Genomic DNA, 23322 nt, shown 5'->3' on the forward strand with positions numbered 1-23322 from the left:
GCAGCAGGCCGCCTTCCTCTGTAAACCGTAAAATCTTATTGCGCCCTCGCTTCCGCTAATGCCTGCAGCCCTCTGCGTTTAACTGGTCAATTCGGCATACTCCCTGGTTTCTCAGGATGAAACTATGCCATATCCTCTCCATGTGCTGGCCTTACTGGTCACGTTGGCGACGCTGCCGTTACTCTTTTTAGCGCAGCTGCCAGAGGTTAACCATCTGAACGGTATGCTTATCGTCGCACTGGTCTTGCTCATGCTGCCGCAGCGACTATTGCGCTCTATGGGGATCGTCGGAATGTTAATGGTCTGGGCATTACTGGCCGCACAGCAGTTCATCGAGCCGATCGTCAAGTTATCCGCAGGTATTATCAACGCGCGTACTGAAATCACCCATGTGCTGCATGAGAAAGGGCGGCTGACCGTAAAAATAGTTGAGCATGACCATCAGCGGCTTTTTCCGCCGGTGTATGCCAGCGTCACGCCAGAGAAGTTTGAAGAGACGTGGTGCGCCGGCCAACGCTGGGAGATGGCGCTACGTCTGCGTCCGGTGCATGGCCGCCTGAACGAAGGCGGTTTTGACGCCCAGCGTTTTGCTCTGGCAAATGTCACCCCACTCCAGGGCAGGCTGCTTAGCGCCAGAGTGCTCGATAGTCGCTGCTCCTGGCGCCAGCGCCTGATGACGTATGCTCAACGGCAATACCAACATTTACCCTGGCAGGGCGTAATGGACGCCTTGCTTTTTGGCGATCGACAGGGAATGAGCGCGGAAACAAAAGACCTGCTGAGGGATACCGGCATTGCACATTTAATGGCGATATCCGGTATGCATATTGGCCTCGCCGCCTGGCTGGGATGGTTAGTCGCCAGACTAGTACAGTTTTTGCTGCCGGCATGGCGTATCCGCTATCCGTTACCGTTATTGTTTAGCCTGAGTGTAGCCGCCGTCTACTGTTGGCTGTCAGGCAGTAATCCGCCAGTGTTAAGGGCGATAACTGCACTCACGCTATGGGCGCTGGTGCGTTTTCAGGGGATTAACTGCAGCAGCTGGCAGATTTGGCTGATTTGTGTTGGCGCGATCCTGTTTATTGATCCGATGGCAGTGCTGTCGGATAGCTTTTGGCTTTCGATAGTAGCGGTAGCCATTTTATTGATTTGGTTTCAGTGGTTTCCTTTGCCGGCTCGTTGGCGCTACCGTAAACGCTGGATGCTTTTCCAGCTAACGCATTTGCAACTGGGGATGCTGCTGTTGCTTGCGCCTGTGCAAATTTTTATTTTTCATGGTCTGAGCCTGACTTCGTTGCCCGCGAATCTGTTAGCGATACCAATCGTCTCTTTTATTACGGTACCGGCACTGCTGTTTGCCTTGCTGATGCCTGTCGGCTGGCTGGCCTCACCGCTCTGGTGGGTAGCCGATCGCTCTCTGGCGCTGACCTTCCATCTGTTATCCCTCCTGCCGCAGGGATGGCTATGGCTGGGAAAAGAGGCGCTAATCGTCAGTCTTATCGTCTGGTTATTACTTATCGCTTTTCGTCTGGGCTGGTGGCAGCGCGCGCCCACCGCGCTGTTCGCTGCCTGCTGTTTGCCTGCGCTATGGCATATGACGCGCGTTGAGCCTGAATGGCGGCTTGATATGCTGGATATCGGTCATGGACTGGCAATGGTTATCTCGCGTAATGGGCATGCGTTGATTTATGACACCGGCAATCGCTGGCCGGGGGGAAGCGCCGCCCGGCAAACGTTGTTGCCATGGTTACGCTGGCACGGACTGACGGTAGATGAAATCATTATCAGCCATCAGCACCTCGATCATAGCGGTGGATTAGCCGATATGCAGCAGGCCTGGCCCAGAGCCGTGGTACGCAGCGCGCTGACCTTAGCGGGTCATCAACCCTGCGTAGCGGGAATGCGCTGGCAATGGCAACAGCTGGAACTGGAAGCGCTTTGGCCGCTGACGCTCGGCGCGCAGGGCCATAATAATGACTCTTGCGTGGTGCGGATTGATGATGGGCGTTATCGGATATTGTTAACGGGCGATTTAGAAGCGGCGGCTGAAAAAGCGCTGCTGCGTCGCGATCGCTTAGCGCTACGGGCGGATATTATTCAGGTGCCGCATCATGGCAGCAAAACTTCATCTTCCGCCGTGCTGTTGCGTAACGTCAAGGGCAGCCTGGCGCTGGCGTCAGTGGCGCGTTATAACGCCTGGCGCTTACCTTCGGACGAGGTCATCAGGCGCTATGGTAAAAATGGCTACCGCTGGCGTGACACATCGCGCTCCGGGCAGCTGAGCGTAGGATTTTATCGTGATGGATGGCAAGTCAAGGGGTTAAGAGAACAAATAATGTCCCGCTGGTACCATCAGTGGTTTGGCGTCCAGAGTGAATCCAGGTAAAATAAGCGGCTATTTCAAACAATGCTGGTTAAATAATGCATCAAGATAAAGATCTCTCAACATGGCAGACGTTTCGTCGCCTTTGGCCGATGATCGCACCGCATAAAGCGGGACTGATTGTGGCAGCCGTAGCGCTGATCATCAACGCGGCAGGCGATACCCTTATGCTGTCATTGCTGAAACCTTTACTGGATGAAGGCTTTGGTAAGGCCGATAAGTCGGTCTTAATATGGATGCCGCTGGCCGTTATTGGCCTGATGCTGGTGCGCGGTGTCACCAGTTATGCTTCAAGCTACTGTATTTCATGGGTTTCCGGTAACGTGGTCATGAATATGCGCCGTCGCCTATTCAACCATATGATGGGAATGCCGGTCTCCTTCTTCGATCAGCAGTCAACCGGGACGCTGTTGTCGCGTATTACCTATGATTCTGAACAGGTTGCCTCTTCCTCTTCCAGCGCGTTGGTAACCGTAGTTCGTGAAGGCGCATCGATTATCGGCCTGTTCATTATGATGTTTTACTACAGCTGGCAGCTGTCGCTGATCCTGATCGTGCTCGCGCCGGTTGTTTCTATGGCTATTCGCACCGTCTCCAAGCGTTTTCGCAGCATCAGTAAAAATATGCAGAACACCATGGGACAGGTGACCACCAGCGCTGAGCAGATGCTGAAAGGGCACAAAGAGGTGCTTATTTTTGGCGGACAGGATGTAGAAGCTAAGCGTTTCGATAAAGTCAGCAACCGCATGCGCCATCAGGGAATGAAGCTGGTTTCCGCGTCCTCTATTTCCGATCCTATCATTCAGCTGATCGCCTCTCTGGCCCTGGCTTTTGTTCTCTATGCCGCCAGCTTTCCCAGCGTTATGGATACTCTGACCGCAGGGACCATTACCGTGGTCTTTTCTTCGATGATTGCGCTGATGCGTCCGCTGAAATCATTAACCAACGTTAATGCGCAGTTTCAACGCGGCATGGCCGCGTGTCAGACACTGTTTTCTATTCTTGATAGCGAGCAGGAAGTGGATACCGGGACGCGCGTTGTCGAACGGGCGAAAGGGGATATTGAATTCCGTAACGTGACGTTCAGCTATCCGGGGCGCGATGTGCCGGCGCTGCGTAATATTAATCTGGCGATTCCGGCCGGCAAAACCGTGGCGCTGGTTGGGCGTTCTGGCTCGGGTAAATCAACCATCGCCAGCCTGCTGACGCGTTTTTATGATATTCAGCAGGGGGAAATCCTGATGGATGGCCACGATCTGCGTGAATATACCCTGCGTTCCTTGCGTAATCAGGTGGCGCTGGTTTCGCAAAATGTTCACCTGTTTAACGACACCATCGCCAACAACATCGCCTACGCACGCAATGAGGTTTACAGCCGGGAAGCGATTGAGAAAGCGGCTGAGATGGCGCACGCCATGGACTTTATCCGTAAAATGGATAACGGTCTGGACACCGTGATTGGTGAGAACGGCGTCCTGCTCTCTGGTGGGCAGCGTCAGCGTATCGCTATCGCTCGCGCCCTGTTGCGTGACAGCCCGGTGCTGATTCTGGATGAGGCGACTTCGGCGCTGGATACGGAATCTGAGCGCGCTATCCAGTCCGCGCTGGATGAACTGCAGAAAAACCGTACTTCGCTGGTTATTGCGCATCGCCTTTCCACCATCGAAAAAGCCGATGAAATTGTGGTGGTTGAAGATGGGCAAATTATTGAACGTGGTACGCATGATGAATTGCTTAGCCAGCGGGGCGCCTATGCGCAGCTGCATAAAATGCAGTTTGGTCAATGATTGAACGCATCTGGAGCGGTCGCTCGACGTTATATGTATTGCTGCTGCCGTTCAGCCTGCTGTATGGGCTGATCACTTACCTTATCCGGCTTAGTTATCGGCTGGGCCTGCGTCACGCCTGGCGGGCGCCGGTGCCGGTAGTGGTGGTGGGTAATCTTACCGCGGGCGGCAACGGCAAAACGCCGGTGGTTATCTGGCTGGTAGAGCAGTTGCAGCAGCGCGGGCTGCGTCCGGGCGTGGTTTCGCGCGGCTATGGTGGTAAGGCTGACCACTATCCGCTGGTGCTGAACGCCGCCACCTCGACGCAGGAAGCCGGCGATGAGCCGGTTCTGATCGCTCAGCGCACCGGCGTGCCGGTTGCCGTGGCGCCGGTGCGTAGCGAGGCGGTGAAAGCGTTACTCGCCGCCGGTCCGTTGGATGTGATCGTGACGGATGACGGTTTACAGCATTATGCTCTGGCGCGCGATATTGAAATCGTGGTGGTAGATGGCGAACGGCGCTTTGGCAACGGCTGGTGGTTACCGGCAGGCCCGATGCGTGAGTGTGCCAGCCGTCTGCAACAGGTCGATGCCGTGATGGTCAATGGCGGCGAGGCAAGGGAAGGCGAACTGGCAATGACGCTGCGACCAGGCGAAGCGATTAACCTGAAAACGCGCGTCAGCTGTCCGGTATCTGCCTTATCGCCCGTGGTAGCGATGGCTGGCATCGGTCATCCGCCGCGCTTTTTCTCTACGCTGCGTCAGCATGGGGTTGAGGTGGTGCGCGCCGTCCCCTTTGCCGATCACCAGGCCTACAGCGAGGCGAGCTTAACAACGCTCACGCCCGGCAATGAACCCTTAATCATGACGGAAAAGGATGCGGTAAAATGTCGGGCTTTCGCGCAGGAAAACTGGTGGTATTTACCGGTTGATGCGTGCTTCTCCACCACGGCAGAGCCGTTATTGCAAAAAATCATCGCGCTGTGCCGCTAGCGGTTTAACAGCGCTGCGCAGAGCCACTAAACTGGTGCTATCTGAATGAAAGGAAAAGCTGATGGCACCCGTTTCTCTTTCCCGTCAAACTGCCCGCAACCTGCATCTTGCAGCGCAAGGCTTGCTGCACGCCCCTAAACGCAAAGCCACTTATCACGATCTGCTGACTACCATCAGACGTATGTCGCTGCTGCAAATCGATACTATTCATGTGGTCGCGCGTAGTCCGTATCTGGTGCTGTTCAGTCGTCTCGGCGACTATCCCATCGCCTGGCTGGAGCAGGCGCTGGCGTCAGGCAGCCTGTTTGAATATTGGGCGCATGAGGCCTGTTTTATCCCAGCCGAAGATTATCCGCTATTGCGCCATCGCATGCTGCAGCCGGAAAAGATGGGCTGGAAATACAGCGCGACATGGATGGCGGAGCATGCCGATGAGGTGGCGCGTCTGCTGCAACACATTGCTGCGCATGGCCCGGTACGCTCCGCGGATTTTGCCACCGCGCCCGGACATCAGCCGGGATGGTGGTCGTGGAAGCCGCATAAACGTCACCTGGAAAATCTGTTTACCGCCGGGGAGTTGATGGTAGTTGGACGACAAAACTTCCAGCGTATTTACGATCTGCGCCAACGGGTGCTGCCGGAATGGAATGATGCCTTGCACATGCTTAGCGAGGAAGAGGCGCAGGAGCAGATGCTGCGCAACAGCGCGCGTAGCCTGGGGATATTTCGCGCCGAGTGGCTGCCGGACTATTATCGGCTGAAACGTGTGGCGCTAAAAAATCTGATGGCGCGCTGGCAGGAAGAGGGCTTTGCCGTCCCGGTGATGGCAGAAGATATGGGCGCGATGTGGCTGCATCATGAAGCGCTGGCGCAGCTGGAAAAGCCGCTTAAGGCCAGCCATACGGCAATTCTGTCGCCTTTTGATCCGGTGGTTTGGGATCGACGTCGCGCGCTGGCGCTATTCGATTTTAACTATCGGCTGGAGTGCTATACGCCGGAAGCAAAACGTCGTTATGGTTACTTTACCTTGCCGCTACTGCACCGGGGCGCATTGAAGGCGCGGCTGGATGCAAAGATGTTACGCCGCGAGCGCTGCCTTGAGATTAAAAATTTCTGGCTGGAAGAAAAAATCAGCGTCAGCGCCGGCATGCTCAATGACCTGCGTAAAGCTATCGCACGCTTTGCCCGTTGGCAGGGCGCGGAGCAGGTCAGGATAGAAAAAGGGCCCGCTATGCTGTTACAGGGTATCGGAACCCACTGGTCGCTGACGAATGAAGCGTGACATTATCGCCCATTCGGCGGCTGTGTTATGCTTGCCATCCTGAGGCTTCGGTCCATTACGGAGGAAACATGGATCACCGTTTACTTGAAATCGTTGCTTGTCCGGTCTGTAACGGCAAGCTCTACTTTAACAAAGAGCAGCAAGAGCTGATTTGTAAACCAGATGGCCTGGCCTACCCGGTTCGCGACGGGATTCCGGTTCTGCTGGAAAACGAAGCCCGTACGCTATCAGCAGACGAGATACATCCATGAGTTTTGTCGCCATCATTCCGGCTCGTTTTGCATCAACACGTTTACCCGGTAAACCGCTGGTTGATATTCACGGTAAACCGATGGTGGTGCATGTAATGGAGCGCGCACTACAGTCGGGCGCCGACCGTGTCATTGTTGCGACCGATCATCCTGACGTGGCGGCGGCCGTGACGGCGGCTGGCGGAGAAGTCTGTTTGACGCGGCCCGATCATCAGTCCGGCACCGAGCGGCTGGCTGAAGTCATCGAGCAGTATCAGTTTGCCGATGATACGATCATTGTTAATGTGCAGGGCGATGAGCCATTAATCCCACCCGGCATCATCCGTCAGGTCGCTCACAACCTGGCTGGTTCCGAGGCGGGCATGGCGACGCTGGCGGTGCCAATCACCGAGGCGGAAGAAGCGTTTAATCCCAACGCCGTTAAGGTTGTACGCGATGCGCAGGGCTATGCGCTTTATTTCTCGCGTGCCACTATCCCATGGGATCGCGAGCGTTTTGCCCAGTCGCGTGACAGCATCGGCGGCAGCCTGCTGCGCCACATCGGCATTTATGCCTATCGCGCAGGTTTTATTCGTCGCTACGTCAGTTGGGAGCCCAGCGAGCTGGAGCAGATCGAACTGCTGGAGCAACTGCGCGTATTGTGGTACGGCGAAAAGATCCATGTCGATGTCGCAGAGACCACGCCGGCAGCGGGCGTCGATACCGCCGAAGATTTGGCTCGCGTGCGCGAGGCGTTACGCTAAATAGCCGGCCCTACAGGGAGAAACCCAACGGGCTTCTCCCTGTGACTTCTCATCTCTCCCGATGTGATCTCCAGCCTGGCCTTTTACGGTTGTTTATCGCTTAAGCGGGCGTTCTGCCTCGGCGGCAACGCCTCCTCAGCCGCGGTTTTACCATTCAGGCTCTGCCACAGCGCGCCCAGTCCTTCATAAACCGCCCGTTCGCTATGACTCAGCCACAGCGGCGCAGGCAATGCTTTTTCCCACCAGTTAAGCGGCGAATCAATTGCCATCTGATTGGCCGGCGCGGCAATTGGCGTTAACCCCTGATGATGGAAAAAGGTCATGGCGCGCGGCATATGGTTGGCGGATGTCACCAGCAGAAAAGCGCGTTGGCCGACAATCTGCTTAACCGCCATCGCTTCATCGTCCGTATCCCGTGGCCGATCGAGCTGGATAATGTCCGCTGGCGGCACTCCTAAGGATAGCGCCACTCGGGCTGCCACTTCCGCATTGCTGACCGGATTGGTTAACGCCGGACCGCCGGTAAAAATCATTTTAGCGCCGGGATGCATGCGCCATTGCCGTACCCCTTCGGTTACGCGCGCCAGGCTGTTGCCGATCAAATTCGAGCTGGGCGCCCACGCCGGATTCCAGGTATAGCCGCCGCCGAGCACCACGATAAAGTCCAGCGGGGCGGTTGCATTATAGGTGGGGTAACGCTGCTCCAGCGGACGCAGCAGGCTATCCGCCACTGGCTGCAGGCTCAGGGAAAAAAGCATAATCCAGGCGGCGGAAACGAGGATTTTCCCGCTTTTCTGCCAGTGCGAGAACCAAAGCAGCAAAAGCCCGGCCGCCATCAATAAAAGCAGGAGCGGCAAAGGCAGCAACAGGCCGCCGACAATTTTTTTTAGGGTAAAAAGCATAAATACGGATTCCTTTTGTCCGAAAAAACATCATCTGATAGCCAGACTCTGCATCAAAGGTTCATTCTGCGTCGGGGTATGACAAAATAGGCGCTCAGAAACAGCAAGCACCGGAGCTGAGGCATGCAGGATCGTAACTTTGACGATATTGCCCTTAAATTTGCGCAAAACATTTACGGTACCACCAAAGGGCGAATTCGTCAGGCCATCCTGTGGCAGGAGCTGGATGCGTTGCTGAAAACCTTGCCGGATCGGCCGTTGCGCATTGTGGATGTCGGCGGCGGTCAGGGGCAAATCGCCTGTGGACTGGCCGCGCGCGGCCATCAGGTGTTGCTGTGCGATATTTCCAGCGAGATGCTGCAGCGCGCGCGTGAACATGCGGCGCAGCAGCATGTGCTGGACAACATGCAATTCGAACAAATTAGCGCGCAGCAGGTGGCGCAATATTTGGATAAGCCAGCGGATCTGGTATTGTTTCACGCGGTGTTGGAATGGGTCGCCGAACCGGAAGCGATCCTGGCGACGCTGTACGAAGCGCTGGCGCCGGGCGGCATATTATCGTTGATGTTTTACAACCTGCACGGGCAGATATTAAGTACGGCGGCGCACGGTAATTTCGGCTGGCTGGAAGTTGGCATGAAGAAAGGCAAAAAGAAAACGCTTTCGCCCGATTATCCGCGCGATCCCCAACAGGTCTATCAGTGGCTGCAATCCTGCGGCTTCATTATTGAACGCCGCGCCGGCATTCGGGTATTTCACGATTACATGCACGATAAACAACGACGAATAGATGAATTTGATCGGCTGTTGGCAATAGAAACCCAATATTGCCGCCAGGAACCCTTTATCAGCCTGGGGCGTTATATACATGTCACGGCGCGCAAACCCGGCCCGAAGGACCTACTATGAGTGATTTTTCCCAGACTGTCCCGGAGCTGGTCTCCTGGGCGCGGAAAAACGATTTTTCCGTTTCGTTACCCACCGAACGTCTGGCATTTCTGCTGGCTATCGCCACGCTAAACAGCGAGCGCATGGATGGGGAAATGAGCGAAGGCGAATTGATCGATGCGTTCCGTCACGTCAGTAACGCTTTTGAACAAACCCATGAAACTGTGGTGGTTCGCGCGAATAATGCGATAAACGATATGGTGCGTCAGCGCCTGCTTAATCGCTTTACCAGTGAACTGGCGGATGGCAACGCCATCTATCGTCTGACGCCGCTGGCGATCGGCATTACCGATTATTATATCCGTCAGCGTGAGTTCTCCACTCTGCGTCTCTCTATGCAACTCTCGATTGTCGCCCAGGAGCTGAAGCGAGCGGCGGATGCGGCGGAAGAGGATGGCGATGAGTTTCACTGGCACCGCAACGTTTTCGCGCCGCTGAAATATTCGGTAGCGGAGATTTTCGACAGCATCGATTTAACCCAGCGCCTGATGGATGAGCAGCAGCAATCGGTAAAAAATGATATCGCCGCGCTGCTTAACCAGGACTGGCGCGCCGCTATTTCCAGCTGTGAACTGCTGCTCTCGGAAACTTCCGGCACGCTACGCGAGCTGCAGGATACCCTGGAAGCCGCGGGCGACAAGCTGCAGGCGAATCTACTGCGCATTCAGGATGCGACGCTCGGCAGCCCGGATCTGGGATTTGTCGATAAGCTGGTGTTCGATCTGCAAAATAAACTCGATCGCATCATTAGCTGGGGCCAACAGGCGATTGACCTGTGGATCGGTTATGACCGCCACGTGCATAAATTTATTCGTACCGCGATCGATATGGATAAAAACCGCGTCTTTGCCCAGCGCTTACGCCAGTCGGTGCAGAACTACTTTGAACAGCCATGGGCGCTGACCTATGCCAATGCCGATCGTCTGTTCGATATGCGTGATGATGAGCTGACGCTGCGTGATGAAGAGGTCACCGGCGAGCTGCCTTCGGAACTGGAATATGAAGAGTTTAATGAAATCCGTGAACAGCTTGCAGCGATGATTGAAGAAGCGCTGCAGATTTATAAAACGGAAAACAGACCGCTTAACCTCGGTGAGGTGATGCGGGAATATCTGGCGCAGTATCCACGGGCCCGTCATTTTGACGTGGCGCGCATTGTCGTCGATCAGGCGGTGCGTTTAGGCGTGGCGGAAGCTGATTTTTCCGGGTTGCCGGCGCAATGGCAGCCCATTAATGATTACGGAGCCAAGGTGCAGGCACATGTCATCGACAAATATTGAACAAGTGATGCCAGTTAAAATGGCTCAGGCACTGGCCAATCCGCTTTTTCCCGCGCTGGATAGCCAGCTGCGTGCGGGACGACATATCGGCATTGAAGAGCTGGACAACCATGCCTTCTTAATGGATTACCAGGAATACCTTGAAGAGTTTTACGCGCGCTATAACGTCGAGTTAGTGCGCGCGCCGGAAGGCTTTTTCTATTTACGTCCGCGTTCTACCACGCTGATCCCGCGCTCGGTGCTTTCTGAGCTGGATATGCTGGTGGGGAAAATCCTCTGTTACCTCTATCTTAGCCCGGAACGCCTGGCGAACGAGGGGATTTTTACCCAGCAGGAGCTGTATGACGAGCTGGTCAGCCTGGCGGATGAAGGCAAGCTGTTGAAGGTGGTTAACCAGCGCTCGACCGGCTCCGATCTCGATCGCCAAAAGCTGCAGGAAAAGATGCGCGCGTCGCTGAATCGCCTGCGTCGGCTGGGCATGGTGTGGTTTATGGGCAACGACAGCAGTAAGTTTCGCATTATGGAATCCGTTTTTCGCTTCGGCGCCGATGTTCGCAGCGGTGACGATCCGCGCGAAGCGCAGCTGCGTATGATTCGCACCGGCGAAGCCATGGCGCTGGAAACAGCGGAAAACAGCGAAGAAGAGGCGGATAGCCAGCAGCGCCAGGCGGATATGGCGGAGGATGAAGAGGAATGATTGAACGCGGCAAATTTCGCTCGCTAACGCTGATTAACTGGAACGGTTTTTTTGCGCGCACATTTGAGCTTGATAACCTGGTCACCACGCTGTCAGGCGGCAACGGCGCCGGTAAATCCACCACCATGGCGGCATTTATTACGGCGATGATCCCCGATCTGACGCTGCTGCATTTCCGTAATACCACCGAGGCGGGTTCCACCAGCGGATCGCGTGATAAAGGGCTGCACGGTAAGCTGCGTCCGGGCGTCTGCTACTCGGTGCTGGATGTGGTCAACTCACGCCATCAGCGCGTTGTCGTCGGGGTGCGCCTGCAGCAGGTGGCCGGACGCGACAAGAAGGTGGATATCCGTCCGTTCAGCATCCACGGTCTGCCCACCTCGTTGCACCCTACTGAAATGTTGACCGAAACGGTCGGGACACGCCAGGCGCGCGTGCTGCCGCTCAACGAGCTGAAAGATCGCGTTGAGGCGATGGAAGGGGTGCAGTTTAAACAGTACAACTCCATTACCGATTACCACAGCCTGATGTTTGAGCTGGGTATCGTTGCGCGTCGTCTGCGCTCGGCCAGCGATCGCAGCAAGTTTTACCGTCTGATTGAAGCCTCGCTGTACGGCGGGATCTCCAGCGCCATTACCCGCTCGCTGCGTGATTATCTGTTGCCGGAAAACAGCGGCGTACGCAAAGCGTTTCAGGATATGGAGGCGGCGCTACGTGAAAACCGCATGACGCTGGAAGCGATTCGCGTCACCCAGTCCGATCGCGACCTGTTCAAGCACCTGATCTCGGAAGCCACTAACTATGTGGCGGCGGATTACATGCGTCACGCCAATGAACGCCGCATTCATCTGGATGGCGCGCTGGCGTTGCGTAATGAGCTGTTCACCAGCCGCAAACAGCTGGCTGCGGAACAGTACCGCCATGTAGAAATGGCGCGTGAACTGGCGGAGCACAGCGCGGCGGAAAGCGATCTGGAAACGGACTATCAGGCGGCCAGCGATCACCTGAACCTGGTGCAGACGGCGGTGCGCCAACAGGAAAAAATCGAGCGCTACGAAGCGGATATTGATGAGCTGAGCTACCGTCTGGAAGAGCAGAACGAGGTGGTAGCCGAAGCGCGCGAAGTGCAGGAAGAGAACGAAGCGCGTCGGGAAGCGGCCGAGCTTGAAGTCGATGAGTTGAAAAGCCAGCTGGCGGACTATCAGCAGGCGCTGGATGTTCAGCAAACGCGCGCCATTCAGTATCAGCAGGCGCTGCAGGCGCTGCAGCGCGCGCAGGAAATTTGCCGTCTGCCTGAGCTAAGTATTGATAACGCGGAAAGCTGGCAGGAAACGTTCCAGGCGCGTGAGCAGGAGGCGACGGAAAGCCTGCTGATGCTGGAACAGAAAATGAGCGTGGCCGAAGCGGCGCACAGTCAGTTTGAGCAGGCCTTTGAGCTGGTATGCAAAATCGCCGGGCCGGTCAGCCGCAGCGAAGCGTGGCAAACCGGGCGCGAGCTGCTGCGTGATGCCGCGAACCAGCGCCATCAGGCTGAACAGCTGCCATCGCTACGCATGCGCCTGTCTGAAATGGAACAGCGTCTGCGCGAGCAGTACGAAGCCGAACGTTTACTAAACGAGTTTTGTAAGCGTCAGGGCCAGCAGTATGAGGCGCATGAGCTGGAAGCGCTGCAGCATGAGCTGGAGGCGCGCATTGAGCAACTGTCGCAGAGCGTAGCCGACGCCGGCGAACAGCGCATGCTGATGCGTCAGGAACTGGAGCAGCTGCGCGAACGCATCACCCAGCTAACGGCCCGCGCGCCGCACTGGCTGGCGGCGCAGGAGATCCTGACCCAGCTGAGCGAACAAACCGGCCAGCCGCTGGAAAACAGCCAGCAGGTTACCGAGTTTATGCAGCAGCTGCTGGAGCGCGAGCGCGAAACCACGGTCGAACGCGATGAAGTGGCGACGCGCAAACGCGAAACCGAACAGCAGATTGAGCGCTTAAGCCAGCCTGGCGGCTCGGAAGATCCACGTCTGAACGCGCTGGCCGAGCGTTTCGGCGGCGTCCTGCTGTCGGAAATTTATGACGACGTCACCTTTGAAGACGCGCCTTACTTCTCGGCGTTATATGGTCCGTCGCGTCATGCCATCGTGGTGCCCGATCTCTCGTTGATCCATGAACAGCTGGATGGCCTGGAAGATTGCCCGGAAGATCTCTATCTGATCGAAGGGGATCCGCAATCTTTTGATGACAGCGTTTTCAGCACCGAAGAGCTGGAAAAAGCGGTGGTGGTGAAGGTCGCCGAACGCCAGTGGCGTTATTCGCGCTTCCCTAAAGTGCCGCTGTTTGGTCGCGCCGCGCGCGAGAAACAGCTGGAGTTACTGCATGCCGAACGCGAGCAGCTGGCGGAAACCTACGCCACGCTCTCTTTTGACGTACAGAAAACCCAGCGTTTGCATCAGTCCTTTAGTCGTTTTATCGGCAGTCATCTGGCGGTAGCGTTTGAAGAGGATCCGGAAGCGCAAATCCGTCAGCTGAGCGCGCGTCGCGGCGAAATCGAACGCGCTCTGAATGCGCATGAAAGCGAAAACCAGCAGCAGCGTCAGCAGTTTGAGCAGGCAAAAGAGGGTGTGGCGCAGCTGAACCGTTTGCTGCCGCGCGTCAGCCTGCTGCTGGATGAAACGTTGGCGGATCGCTGCGAAGAGCTGCGCGAATTAATGAGTGAGGCGCAGGAGGCGGCGCGCTTTGTTCAACAGCACGGCAATCATCTCTCCCGTCTGGAGCCGCTGCTGTCGGTGTTGCAGAGCGATCCACAGCAGCATGAGCAGTTAAAAGCAGATTATCAGCAGGCGCTGCAGGTGCAGCGTGAAGCGCGTCAGCAGGCGTTTGCGATTACTGAAGTGGTGCAGCGTCGCGCGCATTTCAGCTATGCGGATTCCGCCGGTATGCTTACCGGAACCAGCGATCTGAACGAAAAACTGCGCCAGCGCCTGGAGCAGGCGGAAGCGGAGCGGGCGCGAGCGCGTGAACGTCTGCGCGAGCATCAGGCGCAGCTGACGCAATATTCGCAGGTGCTGGCCTCGTTAAAAAGCGCTTACGACGCCAAACGCGACATGCTGAAAGAACTGCAGCAAGAGATGCAGGATATCGGCGTACAGGCGGATTCCAGCGCCGAAGAGCGTGCCAGAATTCGTCGTGATGAATTGCATAATGCGCTCAGTCATAACCGCTCGCGGCGCAACCAGCTGGAAAAACAGCTGACCTTCTGTGAAGCGGAAATGGACGGCCTGCAGAAAAAGCTGCGTCGTCTGGAACGCGATTATCATATCAGCCGCGAGCAGGTGGTCAGTGCCAAGGCGGGCTGGTGCGCCGTGATGCGTATGGTGAAAGACAACGGCGTGGAGCGACGTCTGCATCGTCGCGAGTTGGCCTATCTGGGCGGTGATGAGCTACGTTCGATGTCGGATAAGGCGCTGGGCGCGCTGCGTCTGGCGGTCGCCGATAATGAACATCTGCGCGACGTGCTGCGTCTCTCAGAAGATCCCAAGCGCCCTGAGCGGAAAATTCAGTTCTTTATCGCCGTTTATCAGCATCTACGCGAGCGTATTCGTCAGGATATTATCCGTACCGACGATCCGGTTGAAGCCATCGAGCAGATGGAGATTGAGCTTAGCCGCCTGACGGAAGAGCTGACCGCCCGCGAGCAGATGCTGGCTATCAGCTCGCGCAGCGTGGCGAATATTATTCGTAAGACGATACAGCGCGAGCAGAACCGTATCCGTCAGCTTAACCAGGGGCTGCAGAGCGTGAGCTTTGGTCAGGTGCGCAGCGTGCGCCTGAATGTTAACGTGCGTGAAAGCCACGCGACGCTGCTGGACGTGCTCTCTGAGCAGCATGAACAGCATCAGGATCTGTTTAACAGTAACCGGCTTACCTTCTCTGAGGCGCTGGCTAAGCTGTGGCAACGTCTCAATCCGCAGATTGATATGGGGCAGCGCACGGCGCAAACTATCGGTGAAGAGCTGCTGGATTACCGTAACTATCTGGAAATGGAAGTTGAGGTAAACCGTGGTTCGGATGGCTGGCTGCGTGCTGAAAGCGGGGCATTGTCAACCGGTGAAGCGATCGGTACCGGGATGTCGATTCTGGTGATGGTGGTGCAAAGCTGGGAAGAGGAAGCGCGTCGCCTGCGCGGCAAAGATATCAGCCCGTGTCGCCTGCTGTTCCTGGATGAAGCCGCGCGTCTTGATGCTAAATCGATCGCGACGCTGTTTGAGCTTTGCGAACGTCTGGAGATGCAGCTCATCATCGCTGCCCCGGAAAATATCAGTCCGGAAAAAGGCACCACCTATAAACTGGTCCGTAAGGTGTTCAACAATACGGAGCATGTGCATGTAGTAGGTCTGAGAGGCTTCTCAGCCGATCCGCTGCCAGGCGCGACCGCATCACGCTCGGAGCAGGACCAGTCGGAGGATGAAAAAACGCAGGTATAAATGTAGTAAAACTGTTGCCTCGCGTTTAATCTAATCAACGGCATTTGCTCTATGAGACAAATGCCGTTGTTCGTTTATATACTTATTATAATAATTAACAGTCTTCACGGTTTATTAACCGCGGACCAAAGCAGGCAGGGGGCAAGGATGTTGCTGGCAAAATATAAAGCAATGCGAAAAACAACGCTGGCTTGGGCAGTTGCAATCAGCCTGATACAGATATCTGGCGCCGGGGCGGCGATCATTACGGCGGTTCCGGTGGAAAGGGCCAGTGAAACCATGAGCGCGGCCGCAGGACAACAGCAAATGTTGGCCGCACTGCCGCAGGGCGTGAAGCCTTTCTATACCGGAACGCTGGCCTCACTCTACGCTGCGCGTCAGATGCAGCCTCTCTGGCAGGACAAAGATGCGGTACAGCAATTCCAGCAGCAGCTGGCCGAAGTAGCAATTTCTGGCGTTCAGCCGCAGTTTACTCAGTGGGTAGAGCAATTAACGGATCCTGAGATCACCGGTATGGCGCGCGATATTGTGTTATCGGATGCGATGCTGGGTTATCTGCAATTTGTTGCCAACGTGCCGAAGCAGGGCGAAAGCTGGCTCTATAGCCGGGTGCCTTACAAAATGGCGCTGCCGCCGCTTTCGGTCACTAACCAGTGGCTGGCGGCGGTTGATGCCGGGCATTTGAACAGCTTCGTTAATTCATTAGTGCCGCAGCATCCTCAGTATATCCGCATGCACAACGCGCTGAAGCAGCTGCTGGCGGATAATCATCCGTGGCCGCAGCTGAAGGATAAACAGACGCTGCGCCCCGGACAGGTCAGCGATGATGTGCCAGCGCTAAAAGAGATTTTGCAGCGTACCGGTATGCTGTCGGTTAACGATGCACCCGCGCCCAATGAGGATGCGGTAGCGTCTGACAGCGCTAATCAGAGCGACCAGCTGGCTACCGTCAGCCCTTCTGCGACCAATGTTGCCGACGTGCCGGCCGCAACGCCGGAAAATCCAGGTAATGTTGCCGCGTCACAGCCGGTCGCCACTGAGGCCAATGTTTATGGCCCGGCGCTGATTGAAGCGGTGAAGCGTTTTCAACGCTGGCAGGGTCTGGAAGCTGACGGCGCGATCGGCCCACGCACGCGCGAATGGTTAAACGTTTCGCCGCAGCTACGCGCCTCGCTGTTGGCGCTGAATATTCAGCGTTTGCGCCTGCTGCCGGATGATATGCGTAATGGCATCATGGTGAACATCGCCAACTATTCGCTGGTTTATTACGCTGACGGCAACGAAATTTTATCGTCGCGCGTTATTGTCGGCCGTCCCGATCGTAAAACGCCGCTGATGCGCAGCGCGTTGAATAATGTGGTGCTGAATCCACCGTGGAATGTGCCCACTACGCTGGTGCGGCAGGATATTATTCCCAAGGTTAAGCGCGATCCCTCTTACCTGTATCAGCACGGCTATACACTGCTTTCAGGCTGGAGCAACGACGCCGAGGTCATCGATCCCAGCATGATTGACTGGAGCATGGTTTCGGCGGCGACCTTCCCGTATCGCATTCGTCAGGCGCCAGGCGCCCATAACTCGCTGGGACGGTTTAAATTCAATATGCCAAGCTCCGATGCAATCTATTTACACGACACGCCAAACCATAATCTTTTTCAGAAAGATATTCGAGCGCTAAGTTCAGGTTGCGTGCGGGTAAATAAAGCCTCGGAATTAGCGAATTTACTGTTGCAGGATGCCGGCTGGAATAATGCACGTATCTCCAGCAGTTTACAGCAGGGCGATACGCGCTATGTGCCTATTCGTCATCGTGTTCCGGTTAATTTATTCTATCTTACCGCCTGGGTAGCTGATGACGGCAAGACACAATTCCGCACAGATATTTACAATTACGACACCACCGCGCAGTCAGGTACGCGCATCCTGACTCAGGCCGGTCAGCTACTGCTTTAATTATTGATTCATGACTCTTTTTCCCGGCTGTCTGTTCTTTCAGGCAGCCGGCTTATGAGTGGTATTTACGTTTATCCTCACATTACTGCCGTTTACTACCTTGACGTCATTCGAAGTGGCAGTTAAGGTGCGGACTTGTGTACTTTTTGCACGGTTCGCTTTCTTTTTTCAGGTAAACGCAATTTATGGCTAATTTTGATTCACAACGTCGTAAGCTGCTGGTTTTTGGTGGTGCGGCAGCAGGGCTTGCGCTGCTTCCAGGCTCAGCTCTTGCCTCAGTTTCGACTTCTCGTCCTCGTATTCTTACGCTTAATAATCTTCATACCGGTGAAACACTAAAAACCGAGTTTTTTAATGGGACAAGTTACGATCCGGATGAGCTGGCGCGGCTGAATCATTTTTTCCGCGATTATCGGGCTAATAAAATTAAAAGTATCGATCCAACGTTATTTGATCAACTTTATCGCTTACAGGCGATGCTGGAGAATCGTAAACCAATCCAGCTCATTTCTGGCTATCGCTCATTGGCCACCAATAATATGCTGCGCGGAAAAAGTAAAAGCAGCGGCGTGGCGAAACATAGCTACCATACACTTGGGCAGGCGATGGATTTCCATATCGAAGGTATTTCTCTGAGTAATATTCGCAAAGCGGCGCTAAAAATGCGCGCGGGTGGTGTAGGATATTATCCACGTAGTAACTTTGTACATATCGATACCGGGCCGGTGCGCCACTGGTAATGCAGAGAATGCCCGCCGGCTGAGCGGGTCATGGAGCTTTATGGATTATCATATTATTCCCGTCACGGCGTTCGCGCAGAACTGCTCGTTGATTTGGTGCAGCGAAACGCGTGAGGCCGCGCTGGTCGATCCCGGCGGCGATGCGGAACTGATTAAACAGCAGGTTGAAGCGCAAAACGTTAAGATAAGCGCAATACTGCTGACCCACGGTCATCTTGATCATGTGGGTGCCGCCGCCGAGCTGGCCGCCTATTATGGCGTAGAGATTATCGGGCCGCAAAAACAGGATGCCTTCTGGCTGGAAGCGCTACCTACGCAAAGCCAAATGTTTGGCCTGGCGGAATGCGCGCCGTTAACGCCCGATCGCTGGCTGGAAGAGGGTGAAACGGTAAAAGTCGGTAAGGCAACGCTGGAAGTTTTGCACTGCCCTGGTCATACGCCGGGACATATTGTCTTTTACCATCGCGACGGGCGCTTATTAATTTCCGGCGACGTGATATTTAATGGTGGCGTCGGACGTACCGACTTTCCGCAGGGAAGCCATCAGGCGCTGATTGATTCCATTAAAAATAAGCTGCTGCCGCTTGGCGATAATATTACCTTTATTCCCGGTCATGGGCCAATATCCACCCTGGGCCGTGAACGCATCAGTAATCCTTTTTTAATCTGAGCAGTAAATAAAAAATGGGCCAGCGGGCCCATTTTTTTGCCTTTGGATTTATAGCACGGCGACAATGGCTTCGCACAGCGCGGCCATATTATCTGGCGTCATGCCTGCTACGTTAACTCGACCTGAATTCACCGCATACACGCCAAACTCTTCACGCAGACGAATAACCTGATCTTTATTCAGCCCGCTGAAAGAGAACATGCCGTTCTGACGAATAATAAAACTGAAGTCGCGGTTAGCGCCTTTTTCCTGCAGCGTATTAACGAAAAGCTGGCGCATGCGATGAATGCGCTGACGCATATCCGTTAACTCCTGCTCCCAGATAGCGCGCAGCGCGTCGTTACCCAGAATAGTCGCCACTACGGCAGCACCGTGCGCCGGCGGATTAGAGTAGTTCGCACGGATGGTATATTTGACCTGGCTGAACGCGGTATCGGCTACGCCTGCCTCTGCGGCTACCAGCGTAAAGGCGCCCACACGCTCGTTATAAAGGCCAAAGTTTTTCGAGTATGAGCTGGCAACAATCAGCTCCTGGTGGCTGGCAGCAAAAATCCGCAGCCCTTCAGCATCTTCTTCCAGACCACGTGCGAAGCCCTGGTAGGCAAAATCAAACAGCGGCAGCCAGCCGCTTGCCTTAGAGAGTTCCGCCAGCTGAGACCACTGCTCTGCGGTAGGATCGATTCCGGTTGGGTTATGGCAGCAGCCGTGGAATAACACGACGTCGCCAGCTTTGGCGCCGCGCAGGCTGGCCAGCATTGCGTCAAAATCGAGCTGATGGTTTTCAGCATCGTAATAATCATATTCGCAGACTTCGAGGCCGGCAGAATTAAAGACGTTTTTGTGGTTTGGCCAGCTGGGGTTGCTGATCCAGACGCGCTTAGCGCCGGTTTGCGTCGCCAGAAAATCAGCGGCCACGCGCAGGGCGCCGGTTCCGCCAGGGGTTTGCGCGGTGCGGGCGCGTTTTGCGCTAATAATCGCGCTATCCTGACCAAATAGCAGCGCCTGGGTGCAGCGGGCAAAGTCAGCCAGGCCATCAATGCTGAGATAATTTTTTGTGGTTTCGTTTTCCAGCAGATACTGCTCGGCTTTCTTTACGCTGGTTAATACTGGCGTTTGTCCGGTTTCATCTTTATAGACGCCGATGCCAAGGTTGATTTTATTCGGGCGGTCATCGTTGCGGAAAAGATCGGCTAAACCAAGAATAGGATCGGCGGGTGCAGCAGTGATATTTTCAAACATGTGAGAGGTCCGTAAGCTTCAAGAAAAGCGAAATGAAGCCTCAGGTTAACGCCAGAAAGTGGAAATGCCAACCGTTTGCGAGAAAAAGAATCGTGAATAAAAATGCGGGAACAGGGCAAATAAAAACGGGGCATAAAGCCCCGTTTTTGAACCTTAAGAACGTAACGTTCTGCGACAGGCTGAACTTAGAACTGGTAAACCAGGCCTACTGCTACGGTGTCGCCAGAGCCGATTCCCAGCTCATTGTCGTCATCAATCTGGTTAATGATGTAGTCAACGTAGGTAGACATGTTTTTGTTGAAGTAGTAGGTTGCGCCCACTTCAAAGTATTTAACCAGGTCAACGTCGCCAACGCCTTCAATGTCTTTGCCTTTAGTCTGCACATAGGCGATAGACGGACGCAGACCAAAATCAAACTGATACTGTGCAACCAGTTCGATATCCTGAGTTTTATTTGCGAAGCCAGATACGTCGCCGACGCCAGCAATGGTGCCAGAGATACGGGTAGCGTTACGGCCTTCACCATAGCTTGCAGCCAGGTAGACATTGTTCGCGTCATATTTCAGCGCGGTGCCCCAGAACTCTGCACGGTCGCCGCGACCCAGATCAGCAACAGTATTCTGGTCATTAGTGCGATCCTGAGAACTATAAGAGCCTACAATGCCAACACCGATCGGTGAAACATAAGAGGTTGAGAAGCCGTAGCCGTCGCCGTTAGAGCGCTGCAGCTCGTCACGCTCGTTTTTGCCCTGATACTGAACTGCGAAGTCCCAGCCATCAACCAGACCAAAGAAATTGCTGTTACGGTAAGTCGCCACGCCGCCGGTACGGCTGGTCATGGTGTCAGACTGAGCGAAGTCACCGCCGAATTCAGGCAGGACGTCGGTCCATGCCAGAGCATCATAAGCGATGCCGTAGTTACGGCCGTAATCGAAAGAGCCATAGTTGCCGAATTTCAGACCAGCAAAGCCCAGACGGGTTTTGTTACCTTCCTGAGCATCTTCGCCTTCAGAGTTGTTGGCGCTGAATTCATATTCCCATTGACCGAAACCGGTCATCATGTCGTTAATCTGGGTTTCGCCTTTGAAGCCCAGGCGAATATAAGATTGATCGCCATCGCCGGCATAGCCGTCGTCATCAGAGAAGTAGTGCAGACCAACCGCTTTGCCGTACAGATCCAGCTTGTTACCATCTTTATTATAAACTTCTGCTGCATTGGCTGCTCCGGCAGCTAACAGAGCAGGAATAACCACTGCCAGAATATTGCGCTTCATCATTTCTTATTACCCTCATTGGAGTTATTTGGACACCTGCCACTGCCGTCAAGATTTCTTTACAAAGGCTTGATCAGAGTTTGGTGTCTTCCTGTGTCTGCAGGCATCTTTCCATTCGCCGCCAGGTAATTCTACCCCGAAAATGCTACTAAACCCTAATAGTAGTTTCATAAAGAAAATATGTATTACAAAATGTAAAAATAAGGGAACTTTGTGAGACAACTCAAAATTTACAAAAATAAAAAAAGGCTGACAGAGTCAGCCTTTGTATATATATGAATTTCTTATATTTAATGCCAGATATTAGAAACTGGCGTTACGCGGGGTACGTGGAAAAGGTATAACGTCCCTTACATTTTGTACGCCAGTGACATAAGCGATCAAACGTTCGAAGCCTAAACCAAAACCAGAGTGGGGCACGGTGCCGTAACGGCGCAGGTCGCGATACCACCAGTAGTCTTCTTTATTCAGGCCCATTTCATTGAGACGCTGGTCCAGGACGTCCAGGCGTTCTTCACGCTGGGAGCCACCGATAATTTCACCAATCCCCGGCGCCAGCACGTCCATCGCCGCCACGGTTTTACCATCTTCATTAAGGCGCATATAAAAAGCCTTAATGTCTTTGGGATAGTTTTTCACCACCACCGGTGCCTGGAAGTGTTTTTCCGCCAGGTAACGCTCATGCTCGGAGGAGAGGTCAATACCCCATTCAACCGGGTTCTCAAATGTCTGGCCGCTGGCTAACAGAATATCGATCGCATCGGTGTAATCGACACGAGCAAAATCCGCCGTGACGAATTTTTCCAGACGGCTAACGGCTTCTTTATCCACGCGCTCGGCAAAGAACGCCATATCATCTGCGCGCTCGCTTAATACCGCTTTAAAGACATACTTCAGCATCGCTTCCGCCAGGTCCGCCGCATCATCCAGCGAAGCAAAGGCAATTTCCGGCTCCAGCATCCAGAATTCCGCCAGGTGGCGGCTGGTGTTAGAGTTTTCAGCACGGAAGGTAGGGCCGAAGGTATAAATTTTGGAGAGGGCGCAGGCGTAGGTTTCGCCATTCAGCTGACCGGAAACCGTCAGGAACGCTTCTTTACCAAAGAAATCTTCATTGAAATCGACTTTGCCCTGCGCGTTACGCGGCAGGTTCTCTAAATCCAGCGTGGAGACGCGGAACATCTCACCGGCGCCTTCGGTATCGGACGCGGTGATCAGCGGCGTGGAAACCCAGAAATAGCCATTTTCATGGAAAAAGCGGTGCAGCGCCTGAGCCAGCGTATGGCGCACGCGCGCCACGGCGCCAATCAGATTGGTACGCGGACGCAGGTGAGCGACTTCACGCAGATACTCAATGCTGTGGCGTTTTGCCGCCATCGGATAGGTATCCGGATCGTCTACCCAACCCACTACCTCAACGGCCGTCGCCTGAATCTCAAAACTCTGTCCCTGGCCCGGAGATTCAACTACGTTGCCCGTGACGATAACGGAACAACCGGTCGTTAAACGCAGCACTTCGCTCTGGTAATTAGGCAGAGAATTATTGACGACAGCCTGAACGGGATTAAAGCAGGAGCCGTCATACACGGCGACAAAGGAAATACCGGCTTTTGAATCTCTTCGGGTACGTACCCAACCGCGCACGGTGACTTCTTCGCCAACCGCAACCTGGCCGAGCAGTACGTCCGCTACAGGCACTACGCTCATAAAGTTCTCTCTTTATTAGTTCG

Annotated in this window: 17 protein-coding genes; 13 read left to right on the forward strand and 4 right to left on the reverse strand. The window is 54.7% G+C overall.

What is annotated here, in order from left to right:
• Positions 1-124: 124 nt before the first annotated feature.
• From K6958_RS07815 to kdsB, 6 genes are all read left to right on the forward strand, one after another.
• Complete coding sequence (locus tag K6958_RS07815; RefSeq protein ID WP_249894110.1) at positions 125-2386, forward strand: ComEC family protein; 2262 nt, start codon at positions 125-127, stop codon at positions 2384-2386.
• A 35-nt stretch (positions 2387-2421) separates the two neighbouring features.
• Positions 2422-4170, forward strand: coding sequence for a lipid A ABC transporter ATP-binding protein/permease MsbA (gene msbA, locus K6958_RS07820; RefSeq protein ID WP_249894111.1), 1749 nt, complete (start codon positions 2422-2424; stop codon positions 4168-4170).
• Entirely contained in the window at positions 4167-5141 is a 975-nt protein-coding gene (gene lpxK, locus K6958_RS07825) for a tetraacyldisaccharide 4'-kinase (RefSeq protein ID WP_249894112.1), read from the forward strand. The genes msbA and lpxK overlap by 4 nt, the downstream gene beginning before the upstream one ends.
• A gap of 61 nt (positions 5142-5202) precedes the next feature.
• Complete coding sequence (locus K6958_RS07830) at positions 5203-6423, forward strand: winged helix-turn-helix domain-containing protein (RefSeq protein WP_249894113.1); 1221 nt, start codon at positions 5203-5205, stop codon at positions 6421-6423.
• A gap of 68 nt (positions 6424-6491) precedes the next feature.
• The gene (locus K6958_RS07835; RefSeq protein WP_249894114.1) at positions 6492-6674 is read left to right on the forward strand and encodes a Trm112 family protein; all 183 of its coding nucleotides are present in this window, start codon (positions 6492-6494) and stop codon (positions 6672-6674) included.
• The gene (gene kdsB / locus K6958_RS07840) at positions 6671-7417 is read left to right on the forward strand and encodes a 3-deoxy-manno-octulosonate cytidylyltransferase (protein ID WP_249894115.1); all 747 of its coding nucleotides are present in this window, start codon (positions 6671-6673) and stop codon (positions 7415-7417) included. Before K6958_RS07835 ends, kdsB begins: the two co-directional genes overlap by 4 nt.
• Before the next feature lie 83 nt (positions 7418-7500).
• Here kdsB and elyC read toward each other — a convergent pair whose 3' ends face one another.
• Entirely contained in the window at positions 7501-8319 is an 819-nt protein-coding gene (gene elyC / locus K6958_RS07845; RefSeq protein WP_249894116.1) for an envelope biogenesis factor ElyC, read from the reverse strand.
• Between the two features lie 123 nt (positions 8320-8442).
• Here elyC and cmoM point away from each other — a divergent pair, with 123 nt between their 5' ends.
• From cmoM to K6958_RS07880, 7 genes are all read left to right on the forward strand, one after another.
• Positions 8443-9228 carry a tRNA uridine 5-oxyacetic acid(34) methyltransferase CmoM gene (gene cmoM, locus K6958_RS07850; protein ID WP_249894117.1) on the forward strand — a complete coding sequence of 262 codons (786 nt, stop codon included), beginning with the start codon at positions 8443-8445 and terminating at the stop codon, positions 9226-9228.
• The gene (mukF, locus tag K6958_RS07855) at positions 9225-10547 is read left to right on the forward strand and encodes a chromosome partition protein MukF (protein ID WP_249894118.1); all 1323 of its coding nucleotides are present in this window, start codon (positions 9225-9227) and stop codon (positions 10545-10547) included. Before cmoM ends, mukF begins: the two co-directional genes overlap by 4 nt.
• Entirely contained in the window at positions 10528-11244 is a 717-nt protein-coding gene (mukE, locus tag K6958_RS07860) for a chromosome partition protein MukE (protein WP_249894119.1), read from the forward strand. The genes mukF and mukE overlap by 20 nt, the downstream gene beginning before the upstream one ends.
• On the forward strand, positions 11241-15719 hold the full coding sequence (gene mukB / locus K6958_RS07865; protein WP_249894120.1) for a chromosome partition protein MukB: 4479 nt from the start codon (positions 11241-11243) through the stop codon (positions 15717-15719). Before mukE ends, mukB begins: the two co-directional genes overlap by 4 nt.
• 147 nt (positions 15720-15866) lie before the next feature.
• Positions 15867-17672, forward strand: a complete 1806-nt coding sequence (gene ldtD / locus K6958_RS07870) for a L,D-transpeptidase (RefSeq protein ID WP_249894121.1) — start codon at positions 15867-15869, stop codon at positions 17670-17672.
• A gap of 185 nt (positions 17673-17857) precedes the next feature.
• Entirely contained in the window at positions 17858-18412 is a 555-nt protein-coding gene (gene mepK / locus K6958_RS07875) for a peptidoglycan L,D-endopeptidase MepK (protein WP_249894122.1), read from the forward strand.
• Between the two features lie 40 nt (positions 18413-18452).
• Positions 18453-19082, forward strand: coding sequence for an MBL fold metallo-hydrolase (locus K6958_RS07880; RefSeq protein WP_249894123.1), 630 nt, complete (start codon positions 18453-18455; stop codon positions 19080-19082).
• Positions 19083-19130: 48 nt separating this feature from the next.
• Here the strand turns inward: K6958_RS07880 and K6958_RS07885 are convergent, their stop codons facing one another.
• The 3 genes from K6958_RS07885 to asnS form a co-directional block, all read right to left on the reverse strand.
• Complete coding sequence (locus tag K6958_RS07885; RefSeq protein ID WP_249894124.1) at positions 19131-20321, reverse strand: amino acid aminotransferase; 1191 nt, start codon at positions 20319-20321, stop codon at positions 19131-19133.
• Positions 20322-20506: 185 nt separating this feature from the next.
• Entirely contained in the window at positions 20507-21598 is a 1092-nt protein-coding gene (gene ompF / locus K6958_RS07890; RefSeq protein ID WP_277614720.1) for a porin OmpF, read from the reverse strand.
• A gap of 300 nt (positions 21599-21898) precedes the next feature.
• Positions 21899-23299: an asparagine--tRNA ligase gene (asnS, locus tag K6958_RS07895; RefSeq protein WP_249894125.1), complete on the reverse strand. Its 1401-nt coding sequence runs from the start codon at positions 23297-23299 to the stop codon at positions 21899-21901.
• Positions 23300-23322 lie beyond the last annotated feature (23 nt).

Origin of the sequence: Mixta hanseatica (assembly GCF_023517775.1) — a bacterium.
Classification (GTDB): domain Bacteria; phylum Pseudomonadota; class Gammaproteobacteria; order Enterobacterales; family Enterobacteriaceae; genus Mixta; species Mixta hanseatica.

Excerpts from the sequence above, each read along its gene's own strand:
- K6958_RS07815 (WP_249894110.1), top strand. The coding sequence starts at position 125 with ATGCCATATCCTCTCCATGTGCTGGCCTTACTGGTCACGTTGGCGACG.
- msbA (WP_249894111.1), top strand. The coding sequence starts at position 2,422 with ATGCATCAAGATAAAGATCTCTCAACATGGCAGACGTTTCGTCGCCTT.
- lpxK (WP_249894112.1), top strand. The coding sequence starts at position 4,167 with ATGATTGAACGCATCTGGAGCGGTCGCTCGACGTTATATGTATTGCTG.
- K6958_RS07830 (WP_249894113.1), top strand. The coding sequence starts at position 5,203 with ATGGCACCCGTTTCTCTTTCCCGTCAAACTGCCCGCAACCTGCATCTT.
- K6958_RS07835 (WP_249894114.1), top strand. The coding sequence starts at position 6,492 with ATGGATCACCGTTTACTTGAAATCGTTGCTTGTCCGGTCTGTAACGGC.
- kdsB (WP_249894115.1), top strand. The coding sequence starts at position 6,671 with ATGAGTTTTGTCGCCATCATTCCGGCTCGTTTTGCATCAACACGTTTA.
- elyC (WP_249894116.1), bottom strand. The coding sequence starts at position 8,319 with ATGCTTTTTACCCTAAAAAAAATTGTCGGCGGCCTGTTGCTGCCTTTG.
- cmoM (WP_249894117.1), top strand. The coding sequence starts at position 8,443 with ATGCAGGATCGTAACTTTGACGATATTGCCCTTAAATTTGCGCAAAAC.
- mukF (WP_249894118.1), top strand. The coding sequence starts at position 9,225 with ATGAGTGATTTTTCCCAGACTGTCCCGGAGCTGGTCTCCTGGGCGCGG.
- mukE (WP_249894119.1), top strand. The coding sequence starts at position 10,528 with ATGTCATCGACAAATATTGAACAAGTGATGCCAGTTAAAATGGCTCAG.
- mukB (WP_249894120.1), top strand. The coding sequence starts at position 11,241 with ATGATTGAACGCGGCAAATTTCGCTCGCTAACGCTGATTAACTGGAAC.
- ldtD (WP_249894121.1), top strand. The coding sequence starts at position 15,867 with ATGTTGCTGGCAAAATATAAAGCAATGCGAAAAACAACGCTGGCTTGG.
- mepK (WP_249894122.1), top strand. The coding sequence starts at position 17,858 with ATGGCTAATTTTGATTCACAACGTCGTAAGCTGCTGGTTTTTGGTGGT.
- K6958_RS07880 (WP_249894123.1), top strand. The coding sequence starts at position 18,453 with ATGGATTATCATATTATTCCCGTCACGGCGTTCGCGCAGAACTGCTCG.
- K6958_RS07885 (WP_249894124.1), bottom strand. The coding sequence starts at position 20,321 with ATGTTTGAAAATATCACTGCTGCACCCGCCGATCCTATTCTTGGTTTA.
- ompF (WP_277614720.1), bottom strand. The coding sequence starts at position 21,598 with ATGATGAAGCGCAATATTCTGGCAGTGGTTATTCCTGCTCTGTTAGCT.
- asnS (WP_249894125.1), bottom strand. The coding sequence starts at position 23,299 with ATGAGCGTAGTGCCTGTAGCGGACGTACTGCTCGGCCAGGTTGCGGTT.